Origin of the sequence: Mycobacterium sp. PS03-16 (genome assembly GCF_004570325.1) — a bacterium.
Taxonomy (GTDB): Bacteria; Actinomycetota; Actinomycetes; order Mycobacteriales; family Mycobacteriaceae; genus Mycobacterium.
In genome coordinates this window covers 64,356-80,032 of record NZ_SPQO01000017.1, presented here as the reverse complement: position 1 = coordinate 80,032, position 15,677 = coordinate 64,356, and the positions used below count along the sequence as shown (strand labels likewise).

Here is a 15,677-nt window from a genome sequence, read left to right as displayed (position 1 = left end):
TCAGCCCCGGGCCGGCGGGCCGGCCGTGTGCCCCTCGCCTCGATGGCCCTGGCTGACGATGGTGTCCACCCCGGCCAGACCCTCCTCGGTGCCGATCACCACCAGTACGTCGCCGGCCCGCAGCAGGTCGGCGGGCCCGGGTGAGGCCAAGACTTCCTCGTCGCGCACGATCGCGACGATCGACGCGCCGGTGCGGGTGCGGGCGCGGGTGTCGCCCAGCGGCCGGTCGACGAACGGGCTGCCCGGGCGCACGGACACCTGGCCGGCGTTGAGCCCGGGCACCTCGCGGGTGAGATCGGCGAAGCGTTCGGCGATGCGGGGCGCCCCGAGGATCTGCGCCAGCGCCTCGGCCTCCTCACCGGTCAGCCGGAACACCTGCTGCGCCGAGTCCGGATCCTCCTTCGGGTACACGACGACCTCGAAATCGCCGGTGCGCCGGGCCACCACACCGATCCGGTCACCGTCACGGTTGTCGAACTCGAACCGCAGACCGACGCCGGGCAGCAGAACCTCTTTGACATCCATGCCTCCATACTGCTGCGCCGGAGGGCGAAATCACGAACGCATCGCGGCCGTTTCGCTCACGTGATCCGTACTGGCCGGCTGCCAGCCGGGCGGGCCGAACGCATATCCGAGTCGGTCGCGCCAGCGGGTCGCGCGCCGCACGTCGCGGGCGATCGCGGCGTACTCGTGCGTCTGCAGCCGCCAGATGTTGTAGGTGTTCACCGGTTTGGTCAGGCCGTAGTGGGGCCGGGTGATCTCGGGTTGGAAGGTGCCGAACAGACGGTCCCAGATGATGAGGATGCCCCCGTAGTTGCGGTCGAGGTACTGGGGGTCGCGGCCGTGGTGCACGCGATGGTGCGACGGGGTGTTGAACAGGAACTCGATCGGCCGCGGCAGGGTACCGATGCGCTCGGTGTGGATCCAGAACTGGTAGATGAGGCTCAGGGAGAAACTCGCGAAGACCATCCATGGCGGCACGCCGAGCAACGGCAGCGGCAGCCACATCAGGATCTCGCCGCTGTTGTTCCACTTCTGGCGCAGCGCGGTCGCGAAGTTGAAGTACTCGCTGGAGTGGTGGGCCTGGTGGGTGGCCCAGATCAGCCGGACCCGGTGCGCGGTGCGGTGATAGGCGTAGAACAGCACGTCCACCCCGAGAATGGCGATCACCCACGTGTACCACTGCGTGGCCGACAGCTGCCACGGCGCGACGTAGGCGTAGAGCGCCGCATAGCCGAGCAGTGCGACGAACTTCCAGGCGCCCATGGTGGCGATCGACACCAGGCCCATCGAGATGCTGGCCCACGCGTCGCGGGCGGCGTAGGCGCCCGACGGGGCGCGCTCGTCGGACTCGAGGTGTTCGAGCCGGCGCGCGGCGGTCCACTCGACGATCAACAGCAGCAGGAAGAACGGGATCGCGAACAGCACCGGATCGCGCATCTGCGGCGGCAACACGTCGAGGAACGCCCGGATCGCGTCCATGCTCACCACCTCCGATCGGAGTGTAGCGAGCGGCGCTACTGGAAACTGAGGACCTGATCACCCCACGCGGTGCGCAGCGGACCGTCCAGATCGTCGACGACGGCGTCGTCGCCGTCGATCACCAGCGTCGCGCGGTCGTCGGACCGGTACGCCCGCCACCGCGGGCTTCCACCCGGCTCGCCGGCCGCGGCGAATCCCGTCCAGCGCGCCCGCATGCGCTCCGAGACGGCGGTGCCGGCCTTCAGCCCGCCGAGCTTGAACGTCGGATCCTTGGGCCCGGCGACGAGATTGCCCCAGACGTAGGGCAGCTCGGTGGCGTGGGCGGCCCCCAGCCGGATCAGCCGCAGCATCGGCGTCGCGAAGTCGAAGCGGTACAGGTAGACGGGGGCGATCGCGCTGTGGCCCTCGGCGAACCACACCGACGGCATCCGGAAGCCGATGTCGCGCGCCACACCCAGTCCGCGAGCCTTGCCACGCAGACCCGGGTACGCGGCGACCAGCTCCTCCTCCGACGGGATCTGCGCGGTGGGCTGCTCGGCGGCGATCTCGGCGAACATCGCGTTGATGGCCTGCGGCGTGATCGGCATCAGCGGTGAGCGCATCCACCGGAACAGCGCGGCCTCGTGCTTGTTGGTCCCGATGATCAGCGGGACGGGCAGCGACCGGCCGTTGCGCGCGGCGTGCGCGGGAACCTCCGGTAGCACGTCGCCGTCGACGATCGGGGCGAACGCCAGAGTTCCCGGCGTGCTCACCGGTACGTGGTCGAACAACTGCTTGGACGCCGCGAGGATCGCGGGCAGCGGTGCCGCGGCCAGACGGTCGGCGTCGGCCGGGTGCACCCCGAGCCGGTCCAGGAACGCCTCGGCGGTCCGCCGGCCACGATCGGCGCTGTAGACCGACGTCACCGGGGAACTCTGCGCGATCGCCGCGGTGAACAGTCCGGCGGCGGCCGGGCTGGTCATCAGGCTGGTGACGATGCCGCCGCCGGCGGATTCCCCGAACAGCGTGACCCGGTCGGGGTCGCCTCCGAACGCCGCGATGTTCTCGCGCACCCAGCGCAAGGCGGCCAGCACGTCACGCAGACCGGGATTGCTGTCGAACCGGGTGCGGGCGGTGCTGAACGAGGACAGGTCGAGGAAGCCGAACGCCCCGAGACGGTAGTTCACGGCGACCACCACGACGTCGCCGCCCACGGCCAGTGCCCGGCCGTGGTAGAGCGGCTGATTGGCCGACCCCAGTACGTAAGCGCCGCCGTGCACCCACACCATCACCGGCTTGCCGGCCCCGGCGGCGGTCCCCGACGGCGCCCACACGTTGAGCCGCAGGCTGTCCTCGTCCTGCGGACCGCCGAGGTCGATCGGGATGCGGGGGTCCGTCGACTGGGGGCACACCGGGCCGGTCCGCCGGGCGTCGGCGACCTCCGACCAGCGCTGCGGCGGTTCGGGTGCCCGCCACCGCAGTTCGCCCACCGGGGCGGCGGCGTAGCGCACGCCCTTCCACGACATCACGACACCGTCGTCGGACCCGCGCACGGGCCCGTGAACGGTGTCGACGACGGGTTCGGCCGTCACCGCACATCACCTTCTTCACTCGTCCTCGCCGCTGCAACAGCCGGCTGAACCAGGCTACTCACCTCTTCAGATAGGTTGGCCCGGTGCGAAAGTCAGCGCTGCTGGTGGCAGCGATCGCCAGTGAGGTCGCCGCCACACTCGCGCTGCGCGCGTCGCAGGATCACAACCTGTGGCTGATGTTGGTGGTCGCCGGGTACCTGGGGGCGTTCATTCTGCTGACCGCGGTGTTGCGGGCCGGCATGGCGGTCGGCGTGGCCTACGGGATCTGGGGGGCCACCGGCACCGCCGCCACCGCGGTGCTGGCCGCCCGCATCTTCGGCGACCCGTTCACGTGGCCGATCGCGGCGGGTATCGCGTTGATCATCGCCGGGGTGCTGCTCGTGGAGTTCGGATCGCATCCGCGCCGGAAGGCGGTGGACGCGCCGTGATGTACGCCACGCTGGGCGCCGCGATCGCTCTCGAGGTGCTGGCGACGCTGGGCCTGCGCGCCTCGGAGGGTTTCCGCCGGAAGGCGTGGCTCGCGCCGGTCGTCCTCGGGTATCTGACGTCGTTCACGCTGTTGTGGCTGACGCTGCGGCTGGGTATGCCGGTCGGCATCGCCTACGGCGTGTGGACGGCGTGCGGTGTCGCGCTGGTCGCGGTGCTGGCCCGGTTCCTGTTCGGGGAGCGGCTCAACCCGGTGATGGGCGCCGGGATCGCGCTGATCGTCGCGGGCGTGCTCACGATCGAGTTGACCGGCTTCGCGCACTGAGCGCGCCGGCGGCCGCCACCACGACCAATCCCGCAACCGGGACCGTCAGCAGCCCGATGCGCAGGCCGGCGTGGTCGGCGATCAGCCCGACGACCGGCGGGGACGCCAGGAAGCCGATCCGCAGCAGCCAGGTCACCAGCGTCAGGCCGGTCCCGGGCCGTAATCCGGGCAGCTGGTCGGCATGGTTCATCGCCGCCGGGATCCAGGTGGCCGCGCCGAGACCGGCCAGCGCGAACCCGGCGATGGTGACGGGCACGGAAGGGAATGCCAGGGCGGCGCCCATCCCGGCGGCGGCCAGCACCCCGCCCGTGCGGGCGACGGCGACGTCGCCGAACCGGTCGACGAGCCGGTCGCCGATCAGGCGTCCGACGAACATCGCGCTGACCAGCGCGACGTACCCGAACGCGGCGACCGCGGCCGGGGCCCCGACGCCGTCGCGCAGGTACAGGGTGGCCCATGAACTGCCCGCATCCTCGACCAGCGCACCGGCGATGGCGATCAACGTCAGCGCGCCCAGCACGAGGTAGCCCCGGCGGCCGGCGCCGCCGCGCACCGGGGCCGTGGCCGCCGGATGGTCGTCGTGGTCGGCGCCGGGCAGCATGAATCGGTACGCCACCAGCACCACCGCGCCGAACAGCACGGCGGCGACACCGAGATGCACGGCGCGCGGGATGTGCAACGCGATCGCGCCCGCGCCCATCAACCCGCCGACCACCGCACCGCTGGCCCAGACGGCGTGCACCGAGTTGATGATCGACCGGCCGTAGCTGCGCTGTACCCGCAACGCGTGCGCGTTCTGCGCCACGTCGGTGACCGCGTCGGCGGCGCCGGCGACGAACAGCGCGGCAGCGAACAGCAACCCCGAGGGCGCCAGGCCCGCGAGAACCATGAACACCGCGATGCCCAGCGTCCCGCCGACCGCCACCCGCGCCGAGGTGAACCGCCGGATCAGCGCACCGGCCGTCAGACCCGCGACGAACGCGCCCGCCGAGAACGCCGCGACGGCCAGACCGTAGAACGTGTTGGACAGCGCGAGGTCGGTCTTGATCTCCGGGAAGCGCGGCAGCAGGTTCGCGAACAGCGCGCCGTTCGTGAAGAACTGGGCCGCGACGGCGACCCTGGCCCGGCGGGTGGAGGCCGCGACCTGGTCGAGCACCCCGGACGCCATGGGGATGACCCTACCGATCAGCCGGCGAGGCCTTCACGACGCGGATTACAACGCCCGCGAACGGGAACCCCTGCGCCCGTGCCGACAGCGCTACCCCACCGCCGCCGACCTGCCCCGCATCGCCGCACCCGGCAAGATGGTCAGCCATGACCGAGTTGTCCGCGTCCCTGGTCGAACTCGCCGGCCGCTACGGCGTCTCCACCCACTACGAGGACTGGTCCGGCACGCAGGTGGCGGTGCCCGAGTCGACGCTGATCGCCGTGCTCGCCGCGCTCGGCGTCGCGGCGGACGACGACCGGGAGCGCGCCGCGGCGCTGGCGGCACACGACCGCAGGCACTGGGAACGGTCGCTACCGCCGACCATCGTCGCCCGCACCGGATCCACGACGACGTTCTGGGTGCACGTCACCCACGGCGACGAGGTCGAGGTGTGGGTGACGCTCGAGGACGGGTCGACGCGCACCGGGCTGCGCCAACTGCGCAACGACACCGCGCCGTATGACCTCGACGGGCGGCTGGTCGGCGAGGCGAGCTTCGAGGTGCCCGCAGACCTGCCGATGGGATATCACCGGGTGCACCTGAGGGTCGCAGCGTTCGAGACCGACGCGCCCCTGATCGTCACCCCCGCCCGGCTGCCGGTGCCCGCCCGCCTGGGTTCGCGGCGCAGCTGGGGGTTGGCCACCCAGCTTTACAGCGTGCGGTCCGAACGCTCGTGGGGCGTCGGCGATCTCACAGACCTGACCGACCTCGCGGTATGGTCGGCCACCCGGCACGGCGCCGGTTTCGTGCTGGTCAATCCGCTGCATGCGGCCGCACCCGTGGCGCCGATGGAACCGTCGCCGTACCTGCCGACCTCCCGGCGGTTCGTCAATCCGCTGTATCTGCGCCCGGAGGCCATCGCCGAGTACGCGGCGGTCCGGCACCGCGGACGCCTGCGCCGCACCCGCACCGAGGTGCAGGCCCGGGCGCGCCGCAGGGAACTGATCGACCGCGACACCGCGTGGCGGGCCAAGCGGGCGGCGTTGGAGACGGTGTACCGCGTCGAGCGGTCGGCCGGCCGCGAGCTGGCCTACGCCGGGTACCGGGCCCGCGAGGGCCGCAGCCTCGACGACTTCGCGGTGTGGTGCGTGCTCGCCGAGACCTACGGCGGCGATTGGCACGACTGGCCGGCCGACCTGCAGCACCCGGCGAGCGAGGCGGTCGCCGCGTTCGCCGCCCAGCACGCCGAGAAGGTCGACTTCCACCGCTGGCTACAGTGGCAGCTGGATGATCAGCTGACCGCCGCGCAGGCCACCGCGATCGGCGCCGGGATGGACCTCGGCGTGATGCACGACCTGGCCGTCGGGGTGGATCCGAACGGCGCCGACGCATGGGCGCTGCAGGACGTGCTGGCCCTCGGCGTCACCGCGGGCGCCCCGCCCGATGAGTTCAACCAGCTCGGCCAGGACTGGTCCCAGCCGCCGTGGCGGCCCGACCAACTCGTCGAGCAGGCCTACGCACCGTTCCGCGCGCTGGTCAACGGAGTGCTGCGGCATGCGGGCGGAGTCCGCATCGACCACATCATCGGGCTGTTCCGGCTGTGGTGGATCCCCCGCGGCGCGGCGCCCACGGCCGGCACGTACGTCCGCTACGACCACGAGGCGATGATCGGCATCGTCGCGCTGGAGGCACACCGCGCCGGGGCGGTGGTGGTCGGTGAGGATCTCGGCACGGTCGAACCGTGGGTGCGGGACTACCTCGCCGACCGCGGGCTGTTCGGGACGTCGATCCTGTGGTTCGAACAGGACCGCGACTCACCCGGAGCCGGCGGGCAGGAGCGCCGGGGGTACCTCTCGCCCGAAGGGCAGGGGGCCGACTCGGGGGAGAACCGAAGCGGGCCGCTGCCCGCGGAGCGCTGGCGGGAGTTCTGCCTGTCGGCGGTGACGACCCACGACCTGCCCCCGACGGCGGGCTACCTCGCCGGCGAGCACGTGCGGCTTCGCGACGAGCTGGGGCTGCTGACCAGGCCGGCCGACGAGGAACTCGCCGACGACCGGGCCGCGCAGGCGGCGTGGCTGGCGGAGCTGCGCCGCAGCGGGGTGCTGGCGGCCGACACGCCCGACACCGACGTCGACGAAGTGGTCCTCGCCCTGCACCGCTATCTGGGCCGCACCCCGTCGCGACTACTCGCGCTGTCGCTGGCCGACGCGGTCGGTGACCTCAAGACCCAGAACCAGCCCGGCACCAGCGACGAGTACCCGAACTGGCGAGTGCCGCTGCGCGGCCCGGACGGACGACAACGCCTGGTCGAGGACGTGTTCACCGATCCTCGGGCGGCGGCGCTCGGCGCCGTCATGCACGATCTGACGCATCCGCCGGTGTAACGCCGCGGCCCCTTCCTCCGGTTTCACATTCGTCACCGCTGCGATATGTTCGCAGCGCACTGCAACTGACGGAGGCCATGTGAAGAAGCTCGTGATGCTCGGCGCCGGTGTGCTGGCTGCCGGATCCGCAGCGGTGATCAGCGCCGGTGTTGCCGCGTCGCAGCCGGGTGGGAGCTACAACGTCGTCGGCGAGCCCTACAACAAGGCGCTGCAGCTGCTGCGTGCCCAGGGGGTCAAGGCCACGTTCGGCGGGTCGTTCGGCAGCGTGTTGCCGCAGTCCAGCTGCCTGGTCGACCAGCAGAAGCTGACGTCGCAGGGCCGGATGCTGTTGATGCTGGACTGCAGCCAGGCCGCGGCCGATCGGCTCAAGGCCACGCAGCCGGCCGGTGGCCCGCGAGTCGGCGCCAACGGCATCACCACGGTCACGCCGACCCCCATCGTCCCGATCCAGGGTGCGCCCGGGGCGGGGACGCCGCCGCCGGTCGGCTGAGCTAACGGCCCATCGGCCGGGCGATCAGCCGGTTCACCTTCGCCTTGACGGAGTCGGGCAGCACCGTGTTGACCGCCCCGAACGCCTTCGACATAAGTGACGACGCGACCACCTTCCGGTCGCCGCGCATCAGCGCCTCGTAACCCTGCCGCGCCACGTCCGCCGGATCGTCCTTCGGCACCGGCCCGCCGATGGCGGTGTTGCGCATCTTGGCGCGGGTGAAGAACTCGGTGTCGACGGGGCCGGGCATCAACGACGTCACGGTCACCCCGGTGTCGCGCATCTCGTCGTGGAGCGCCTCGGCGAAGCTCTGCACGAACGACTTGGACGCGTTGTAGATGCTCTGCTCGGATCCGGGCACCGCGGCGACCGTCGAGGACGTGAACAGTAGGCGTCCCCGACCGCGGTCGGCCATATCCCGCAGTACGAGTTTCGCCAGGTGGACGGTGGAGCGCACGTTGAGGTCGATGATCGCGAGGTCCTCCCCGAGATCCCCGTCGATGAACTTGCCGGCCCGCCCGATGCCGGCGTTGAGCGCGGCCGCGTCGAGGTGGCGCCCGTCCGCCGTGGCGGTCTGATACAGCGAGGCGACGCCGTCCTCCGAGCGCAGATCCACCTCGACCGGTGTGACCGATCGGCCGGTCTGCAGCAATTCCTGTGCCGCCACATGGATCTGGGCCTCGTCGGCCGCGATCACCAGGTCGTAGCCGTGCTCGGCGAACTGCCGGGCCAGTTCGAAGCCGATGCCCGTGGACGCGCCGGTGACCAAGGCCAGCTTGGATGTGTCTGCCATGGGCGACGCTTACCCGCGGCCGGGAACGCCAAACGGCGGGGTCAGCCGTCCACCAGGGTCTTGAGCCGCTTGAGCGTCTCGGACATGTTGCGGCCGACCTGGCGGGCGGCGACCCGGTCGGCGATCAGGCCGAGCAGTCCGCCGGGCGCCTCGTAGGCCAGGCGGAACGTCACCTTCGTCCGCCCGTCGGAGGCGTCGCGCAGGCGGAACCGCCCACGCAGCGTGATACCGGTGATGCCGATCCAGGCCAGGTCGCGGGGCGCGTCGAGTTCGACGATCTCGATGACCCCGCCGATCGGCACCGAACCCACCTTCCAGTGCACGGTGAATCGGGAGCCGACGCCGACCGGTCCGTCGGTGACCGTCTCCCAGCGCTCCAGGCTGGCCATGAACTCCGGATAGCAGTCCGGGTTGCTGACCGTCTTCCACACGGTGTCGCGATCGGCATCGAGGATGCAGCGCCGTTCGAGCCTCATCGACGCCCCTATCCGATCACCGGGAAGCGGCGTTCCGCGGCCAGCCGGTCCACCCCGGACTGCAGGCTGGCCAGCACCTTGTCGTTGATCACGTCGTCGTCGGCGCCGGCGATGTCCTCGGCGTCGATGGGCTCCTGCACCTCGATGACGATCTTCGTGGGCAGCGGCAGGCGCGGGATCAGGTCGCTGACCGCCAGGCCCCACGGCGGCGCCAGCAGGATCGGCACACTCTTGAGCCGGGCGGTCTTGTCGACCATCAGCAGCTTGGCCAGCCACTGGCCCCGATCGAGGAACAGGGCCGCCTCCTGGCCGCCGACGCTGGCCACCGGGACGATCGGCACGCCGGCTTCGCGGGCGAGCTTGACGTATCCCTTGCGGCCGCCGAAATCGACCCGGTGGCGTTCCCACGACGGCCGGAACACCTCATAGTCGCCGCCCGGGTAGACCAGCAGCGCGCCGCCGGATTCCAGTGCCAGCTTGGCATTCTCATGGTTGGCCGCGACGGTGCCGAACTTGCGCAGCCAGCCCAGCCCCGGCATCGACACCACCAGGTTGTGGGCCAGTTGGTAGAACGGCCGCTCCACGCCGAAGTAGGAGCAGAACGCCAGCGTGAACACGAAGGTGTCCGGCGGCAGGTTGCCGCCGCTGTGGTTGCCGACCAGCAGCACCGGCCCGTCCTTGGGGATGCGGTCGAGCCCGCGCACGTCGGCGCGGAAGTACAGCGAGGCCAGCAGCCAGGTGCCCGGCAGCTGCTCGAGGATGTAGTCGGAGTCGCGCTGATCCAGGTCGGCCTTGGGCACCCGGGAGGTGATCTGGTGCTTGGCCCATTCGAGAGCGTCTGTGATCCCGGCCATAGCGGTGCGTATTGACACAAGACGGTTAGCCGAAACCTGCGTTCCCATGTACTTGTACACTCCCCGGCATGGCGGGAGCACAAGGAGATTTCCCGGAGGTCGATCCGGGGCCGGTGCAGATCCAGGCCCGCAGGGTCGCGTTCGACGTCGACGGCGTGGCGCTGCACTGGATCCCCGGCCACCCCGTGGCGTCCAACGTCGTCAGCCTGCTCAACATCGTGCTGCCGGCCGCCGAACGGTGGTTCGTCGACACCTTCAACGAGGCCCTGCCGCTGGTGCACGATCCCAAGCTGGCCGACGACATGCGGGGGTTCATCGGGCAGGAGGCCACTCACGCCGACGTCCACGAACAGGTGCTGCACTCCTACCTCGAGACGCACGGCATCGACCCGGCGCCGGTGCTCGACCAGATCGAGTACGTCTTCGGAAAGGTGCTGGCGCCGACCACCTCGACGGATCCCAAACGCCGGCTCAACCACCTGTGCGACCGGCTGTGGCTCATCGCGGCGATCGAGCACTACACCGCGGTGATGGGCGACTTCGCGCTGAACTGCACGTGGGACGAGCACGGCGCCGACCCGACGATGGCCGATCTGTTCCGCTGGCACGGCAGCGAGGAGGTGGAGCACCGCAGCGTCGCACACGACGTCGCGGTGTACTTCCACGACAGCTACCTCGACCGCATCCGGGCGATGTCGCTGGCCGTACCCCTGATCTTCGTGTTCTTCCAGCGCGCGGCGTGGTATCTGGTCAAGCACGACCCGCACACCGACATCAGCTGGTGGCGCTTCAACCGGATGCGGATGCGCGACTCCGCGCTGGGCCTGCTGCCGCGGTACCGGAAACTGTTCGGCGCCAACACGTTCATGTACTTCCGTCCCGGCTTCTCCCCGGCGGAGATGGGGTCGACGGCACAGGCCGTCGCGTACCTGGCCGGCTCCCCCGCGGCGCGCGCCGCACACCTGTAGATGGCACTGCTCGACCGGTTCCGGCACACGCCGCCGAGCGCGTTCGGCGGGTTGCGCCACGACGTGTCGCTCGGGGTCGCCGACGCGGCGATCTCCGCGCTGTGGGCGCTGTCCGGCCGGGTTCGAGACATCTCCCCACCCGCCGCCCGCGACAACCGGTTGACGCTGACCGTGGTCGAGCGGCGGGTCGTGGCCCGTGACGAGGACGTCGTTGCGCTCACCCTCGCGGCCACCGGCGCCGACCCGCTGCCGCGCTGGTATCCCGGCGCGCATCTCGACCTACACCTGCCCAGCGGCCGCATTCGGCAGTACTCGCTGTGCGGCGACCCGGCGGCGAGCGCATACCGCATCGCGGTGCGCCGGATCCCCGGCGGCGGTGGCGGTTCGGTCGAGGCGCACGACGCGCTGCCGGTCGGCTCGACGGTGCACACCCATGGCCCGCGAAACGCCTTCCCGCTCACCGTGCCCGGTTACGGGTCACCGGCCCGGCGCCTGCGTTTCGTCGCCGGCGGGATCGGGATCACGCCGATTCTGCCGATGCTCGCGGTCGCGCAGCGCCTCGGCGTGGACTGGTCGATGGTCTACACCGGCCGCACCCGCGACAGCCTGCCGTTCCTCGACGAGGTCAGCGCCTACGGCGACCGGGTGCGGATCCGCACCGACGACACCGGCGGCATCCCCGACGTTCGGGAACTGCTGGGCGACCGGCTTGACGGCACCGGTGTGTACGCTTGTGGACCGGCACCGATGCTGACCGCGATCCGCATCGCGCTCGCCGCCGCCGGGCGTGGCGCCGAACTGCACTTCGAGCGGTTCGCCGCGCCGCCGGTCGTCGACGGCGCCCCGTTCACGGTGACCGTTGCCTCCACCGGCGCCTCGGTGCCGGTGGCCGCCGACGAGACCCTGCTCGCCGCGCTGCGCCGAGCGGGCGTGCACACGGCCTACTCGTGTCAGCAGGGGTTCTGCGGCACCTGCCGCACCCGGGTGCAGGACGGTGACGTCGACCATCGCGACACGCTGCTGACCGACCCGGAGCGGGCCGCGGGCCTGATGTTGACCTGTGTGTCCCGGGCGGCCGGCGACCGCCTCACGCTGGACCTGTAGCCGCTACAGGTGTTCGGCGAACGGCCACCACACGCCGTCACTGCCGCGCACCCCGTAAGGGGTGTCCATCGCCGCGGTGAGTTCGTCGACCTCGGCGGTGTCCACCGCCACCGGTGACAACCGGCCGCCGTCACCGTCGGCGATGTCGAAGCCGAAGCTGACCGGCAGTCCGGGGTGCAACCAGTGGCTGACGGTGCGTTCGCCGTTCCCGTCGGACTGCGTGGTGGTGAGGAAGAACCCTTTACCCGCGGCGAACCGCGCCGCCGCGGCGACCTGCAGGTGCGCCAGGAAGTGATTGGTGAATGTGCCGGGCAGTTGCTGTCCGCCCACCTGAACCGTTGCCACCGACTCGTCCTCCGCTCGTGTCCTCTTCACATTCGCCCTCCCCGCGAACGGCGATCTGTACTATCGCGCCATGCCGTTGGCCGAGGGGGCGACCTTCGCGGGGTACACCATCGTGCGACTGCTGGGAACCGGCGGCATGGGCGAGGTGTATCTGGCCCAGCATCCCCGGCTACCCCGGCGCGACGCGCTGAAGGTGCTGCCGGCGACCGTATCAGCGGACACCGAGTACCGAGAGCGGTTCAACCGGGAAGCCGACATCGCCGCGACGCTGTGGCATCCGCACATCGTCGGCGTGCACGACCGCGGCGAGTGCGACGGCCAGATCTGGATCTCCATGGACTACGTGGAGGGCACCGACGCGGCGCAGCTGTTGCGCGACCGCCACACCGACGGCCTCCCACCCGAGGAGGTCGCCGCGATCGTCCGCGCCGTGGCCGATGCGCTCGACTACGCCCACCAGCGTGGACTGCTGCATCGCGACGTCAAACCGGCCAATATCCTGCTCACCCGGCCGGAATCCGGTGAGCACCGAATCTTGCTGGCGGACTTCGGCATCGCCCGCTGGGTCAACGACATCAGCGGGTTGACCGCGACGAACATGACCGTCGGCACCGTCTCCTACGCCGCCCCCGAACAGCTGATGGGCGGTGAGCTCGACGGGCGGGCCGACCAGTACGCGCTGGCGGCCACCGCCTTTCACCTCCTGACCGGGAAACCGCCGTTCTCCCACTCCAATCCCGCGGTGGTGATCAGCCAGCACCTGTCGTCGGCTCCCCCGGCCCCCGGTGCGCACCGCGCCGAACTCGCCGCCGCCGACCCGGTGTTCGCCCGCGCCCTGGCCAAGGACCCCGGCGACCGTTTCGAACGCTGCGCCGACTTCGCCCGGGCGCTGACCCACCAGCTCGGGCACGGAGATCCGGGCGCGACCCAGCAGTGGCTGCCCGTGGCCGCACCGGCACCACCGGAACCGCGCCGTTCGCTGCTGCGCCCCGCGGTGCTGGTCCCCGTCGTGCTGGCGGTGCTGCTGGTGGCCGCGATCGCGGTCGCGGTCGCGGAGTTCCGCCGCGCCGACGAACGACCGACCGCCGCACCGACGTCGACGGCGGCCACGCCCACATCGGCGCCCACCGTGACGACCACGACGACCACCACCGCCGCGCCACCGCCGCCCGCCACCACGACGCCCCCGCCTGCGACGACCAGCACCACGACGGCTGCCCCGGTCGCGGTGGTCGGAGCCGGATGCGCGCCATTGGGCAGCACCTCCACCACCGCCGACGGCGCCACCGCGTACTGCGAGACGCTGCAGACGACGGGGGCGTCGATCTGGTCGCTGACCCCCGGCGACGTCCCTCCGCCGACGCTCACCCCGGATCCCGCCGATGAGGTGCTGCCCGTCGTGGAGGAATCGCCGGTGCGCGTGTGCATGCAGCAGACCGACATGACCCGACGCGAGTGCCGAGAGGCGATCCGGCGCAGCAACGGTCTGCCGTGAAGTACGCCGTCGTCGCCCCGGTCGCCGCGGGGGTGACCGCCGATCCGGTGTGGATGGCGGCGTTCGCCCGTCACCTCGAAGCGTGCGGCTTCGAGTCGATCGTGCTGGTCGAGCACACGGTGCTGATGACGCAGTACCGCAGCGTGTACCCCTACGACCCGTCCGGCCGGGTCGAACTGGCCGCCGACGTTCCGGTGCCCGACCCGCTCGACCTGCTGGCGTTCCTGGCCGCCCACACCGAACGGCTCGGGCTGGCGACGGGCGTGCTGGTGCTGCCCAACCACCATCCGGTGGTGCTGGCCAAGCGCGTCGCCACCGTCGACACGCTCGCCCGCGGGCGCGTGCGGCTGGCGGTCGGCACCGGTTGGCTGGCCGAGGAGCTGCACGCGTGCGGCGCCGACTTCGCCGACCGGGGACGTCGCGTCGATGAGCAGATCGAGGTGCTGCGCACGCTGTGGCAGAACCGTCCCGACGGGGCGGGTTTCCATGGCGAGTTCTACGACTTCGAAGACGCGATGTCGTACCCGAAACCGCACCGTCGCATTCCGATTCACATCGGTGGCCACAGCCGCGCCGCGGCCCGGCGGGCCGGCCGGCTCGGCGACGGATTCCAGCCGCTCGGGGTGTCAGGTGACACGCTGACCGGCCTGGTCGACGACATGCGTTCAGAAGCCGAACGATCCGGTCGCGACCCCGACGCTCTCGAACTGTCCCTGGGACATTCGGTCGCCAAGATCGACGCCGAACGCGCCGACCGGCTCGCGGGCCTGGGCGCGCACCGCGCGGTGCTGGCGATGCCGCCGGTGACCTCGGTGGCCGAGGCCACCGACGTGCTGTCGGCGTGCGCGCAGCGGCTCGGGCTGATCGCATGAGCCTGGCCGCCGCCGACCGGCTCGCGCTGGCCGACCTGGTCCACCTGTACGCCGCCGCGGTGGATGACCGGCGCTTCGACGATGTCGTGCGGTTGTTCACCGAAACCGCGGAACTGCGACTGCCCGACCCGCCGCGCGCGCTGGAGCCCGTCCGCCATCTACACGGCCACGACGGCGTGGCGGCGGCGATGGCGGGCCTGGCCGGCGTGGACCGCACCGAACACGCCATCGTCGGAGAGGTGTACGCGGCGGGCACCGAGCCGGGGTACGCACTCGGCCGGATCACCGGTCTCGCGCACCACTGGAGCGTCGCCGACGGGACCGTCACCGACGTCGTCTGGCATCTGCGGTACGACGATGAGTACCGCCGGACGCCGGCCGGCTGGCGGTTCCACGGCCGGGCACTGACCGTCAACGCGATCGAGACGCGGCCTACCCGGCTGGTGCGTCCGCACCCTCGGAGTACGTACTCAGCGCAGGCAGCGCCATCAGCGAGTCGAGCACCGGTACCTGACCGGCGAGCAGCTTCACCCGGGCCCCCGCCACCGGGAACCAGGCCACCCGGTCCACCTCGGCGAACTCCCTGACCCTGCCCGACCCCCTCGGCCATTCGAGGGTGAAGGTGTTGCTGACCGCGGTCTGCGGGTCGAGGTCGCCGGGCACGGCGAACGCGGTCACGACCTTGCCACCGGCCTGCCGGACCGGATCCAGGCGAACGGCCTCACCGGTGGGTGCCGCGACACCGAGCTCCTCGGTGAACTCGCGGCAGGCGGCCGCCCACGGATCCTCGTCCTCGGCGTACTCGCCCTTGGGAATCGACCACGCGCCGTCGTCGCGGCGTGCCCAGAACGGCCCACCCGGATGGGCGAGCAGCACCTCGACGATGCCGTCGACGACGCGGTAGAGCAGTACGCCCGCACTGCGTTTCGGCACGGGGCCACTCTA

At 71.3% G+C, this 15,677-nt stretch carries 17 protein-coding genes and 1 pseudogene; 9 read left to right on the top strand and 9 right to left on the bottom strand.

Translation table 11 applies throughout. The features are described from left to right. Genes E4P42_RS15885 through E4P42_RS15875 form a run of 3 tightly spaced genes read right to left on the bottom strand, consistent with a single transcriptional unit; the run spans position 1 to position 3,053 of the window. On the bottom strand, positions 1-525 hold the full coding sequence (locus tag E4P42_RS15885) for a cation:proton antiporter regulatory subunit (RefSeq protein ID WP_135127035.1): 525 nt from the start codon (positions 523-525) through the stop codon (positions 1-3). 30 nt (positions 526-555) lie between these two features. Further along, positions 556-1,482, bottom strand: a complete 927-nt coding sequence (locus E4P42_RS15880) for a sterol desaturase family protein (RefSeq protein ID WP_135127034.1) — start codon at positions 1,480-1,482, stop codon at positions 556-558. 35 nt (positions 1,483-1,517) lie between these two features. Further along, positions 1,518-3,053: a carboxylesterase/lipase family protein gene (locus tag E4P42_RS15875; protein WP_135127033.1), complete on the bottom strand. Its 1,536-nt coding sequence runs from the start codon at positions 3,051-3,053 to the stop codon at positions 1,518-1,520. Between the two features lie 83 nt (positions 3,054-3,136). Between E4P42_RS15875 and E4P42_RS15870 the strand changes: the two genes are divergently transcribed. Both E4P42_RS15870 and E4P42_RS15865 read left to right on the top strand, forming a co-directional pair. After that, positions 3,137-3,481, top strand: a complete 345-nt coding sequence (locus E4P42_RS15870) for a multidrug efflux SMR transporter (protein WP_135127032.1) — start codon at positions 3,137-3,139, stop codon at positions 3,479-3,481. Continuing rightward, a complete protein-coding gene (locus E4P42_RS15865) occupies positions 3,481-3,804 on the top strand; it encodes a multidrug efflux SMR transporter (RefSeq protein WP_135127031.1) in 324 nt (107 codons plus the stop codon). Before E4P42_RS15870 ends, E4P42_RS15865 begins: the two co-directional genes overlap by 1 nt. On the opposite strand, the gene E4P42_RS15860 is transcribed toward E4P42_RS15865, so the two are convergent. Beyond that, positions 3,773-4,972, bottom strand: a complete 1,200-nt coding sequence (locus tag E4P42_RS15860) for an MFS transporter (protein WP_135127030.1) — start codon at positions 4,970-4,972, stop codon at positions 3,773-3,775. The genes E4P42_RS15865 and E4P42_RS15860 overlap by 32 nt on opposite strands. A gap of 146 nt (positions 4,973-5,118) precedes the next feature. Here E4P42_RS15860 and malQ point away from each other — a divergent pair, with 146 nt between their 5' ends. Together malQ and E4P42_RS15850 are read left to right on the top strand one after the other, a co-directional pair. Continuing rightward, positions 5,119-7,335, top strand: a complete 2,217-nt coding sequence (malQ, locus tag E4P42_RS15855) for a 4-alpha-glucanotransferase (RefSeq protein ID WP_135127029.1) — start codon at positions 5,119-5,121, stop codon at positions 7,333-7,335. A 79-nt stretch (positions 7,336-7,414) separates the two neighbouring features. Beyond that, positions 7,415-7,825: a hypothetical protein gene (locus E4P42_RS15850; protein ID WP_135127028.1), complete on the top strand. Its 411-nt coding sequence runs from the start codon at positions 7,415-7,417 to the stop codon at positions 7,823-7,825. Position 7,826: 1 nt separating this feature from the next. Here the strand turns inward: E4P42_RS15850 and E4P42_RS15845 are convergent, their stop codons facing one another. From E4P42_RS15845 to E4P42_RS15835, 3 genes are read right to left on the bottom strand one after another with little or no spacing between them, the layout of a single operon-like run. Continuing rightward, positions 7,827-8,618: an SDR family oxidoreductase gene (locus E4P42_RS15845; RefSeq protein ID WP_135127027.1), complete on the bottom strand. Its 792-nt coding sequence runs from the start codon at positions 8,616-8,618 to the stop codon at positions 7,827-7,829. 41 nt (positions 8,619-8,659) lie between these two features. Continuing rightward, entirely contained in the window at positions 8,660-9,094 is a 435-nt protein-coding gene (locus E4P42_RS15840; RefSeq protein ID WP_135127026.1) for an SRPBCC family protein, read from the bottom strand. 8 nt (positions 9,095-9,102) lie between these two features. Further along, the gene (locus E4P42_RS15835; protein ID WP_135127025.1) at positions 9,103-9,948 is read right to left on the bottom strand and encodes a lysophospholipid acyltransferase family protein; all 846 of its coding nucleotides are present in this window, start codon (positions 9,946-9,948) and stop codon (positions 9,103-9,105) included. Positions 9,949-10,016: 68 nt separating this feature from the next. Between E4P42_RS15835 and E4P42_RS15830 the strand changes: the two genes are divergently transcribed. Both E4P42_RS15830 and E4P42_RS15825 read left to right on the top strand, forming a co-directional pair. Then, positions 10,017-10,916 carry a metal-dependent hydrolase gene (locus E4P42_RS15830; RefSeq protein WP_135127024.1) on the top strand — a complete coding sequence of 300 codons (900 nt, stop codon included), beginning with the start codon at positions 10,017-10,019 and terminating at the stop codon, positions 10,914-10,916. Next, positions 10,917-12,020 (top strand): PDR/VanB family oxidoreductase, encoded by a 1,104-nt coding sequence (locus tag E4P42_RS15825; RefSeq protein WP_135127023.1) that lies wholly within the window; start codon positions 10,917-10,919, stop codon positions 12,018-12,020. It begins immediately after the preceding gene. A gap of 3 nt (positions 12,021-12,023) precedes the next feature. Here E4P42_RS15825 and E4P42_RS15820 read toward each other — a convergent pair whose 3' ends face one another. Next, on the bottom strand, positions 12,024-12,365 hold the full coding sequence (locus tag E4P42_RS15820) for a hypothetical protein (RefSeq protein WP_135127022.1): 342 nt from the start codon (positions 12,363-12,365) through the stop codon (positions 12,024-12,026). 70 nt (positions 12,366-12,435) lie between these two features. Between E4P42_RS15820 and E4P42_RS15815 the strand changes: the two genes are divergently transcribed. From E4P42_RS15815 to E4P42_RS15805, 3 genes and pseudogenes are all read left to right on the top strand, one after another. Continuing rightward, positions 12,436-13,860 carry a serine/threonine-protein kinase gene (locus tag E4P42_RS15815; RefSeq protein WP_135127021.1) on the top strand — a complete coding sequence of 475 codons (1,425 nt, stop codon included), beginning with the start codon at positions 12,436-12,438 and terminating at the stop codon, positions 13,858-13,860. After that, on the top strand, positions 13,857-14,732 hold the full coding sequence (locus E4P42_RS15810) for an LLM class F420-dependent oxidoreductase (RefSeq protein ID WP_135127020.1): 876 nt from the start codon (positions 13,857-13,859) through the stop codon (positions 14,730-14,732). Before E4P42_RS15815 ends, E4P42_RS15810 begins: the two co-directional genes overlap by 4 nt. Next, positions 14,729-15,073: pseudogene (locus tag E4P42_RS15805) on the top strand (nuclear transport factor 2 family protein); the annotation flags it as partial. The gene E4P42_RS15810 and the pseudogene E4P42_RS15805, both read left to right, overlap by 4 nt. A 91-nt stretch (positions 15,074-15,164) precedes the next feature. On the opposite strand, the gene E4P42_RS15800 reads toward E4P42_RS15805, so the two are convergent. After that, positions 15,165-15,665, bottom strand: a complete 501-nt coding sequence (locus E4P42_RS15800) for an NUDIX domain-containing protein (RefSeq protein WP_135127019.1) — start codon at positions 15,663-15,665, stop codon at positions 15,165-15,167. Positions 15,666-15,677 lie beyond the last annotated feature (12 nt).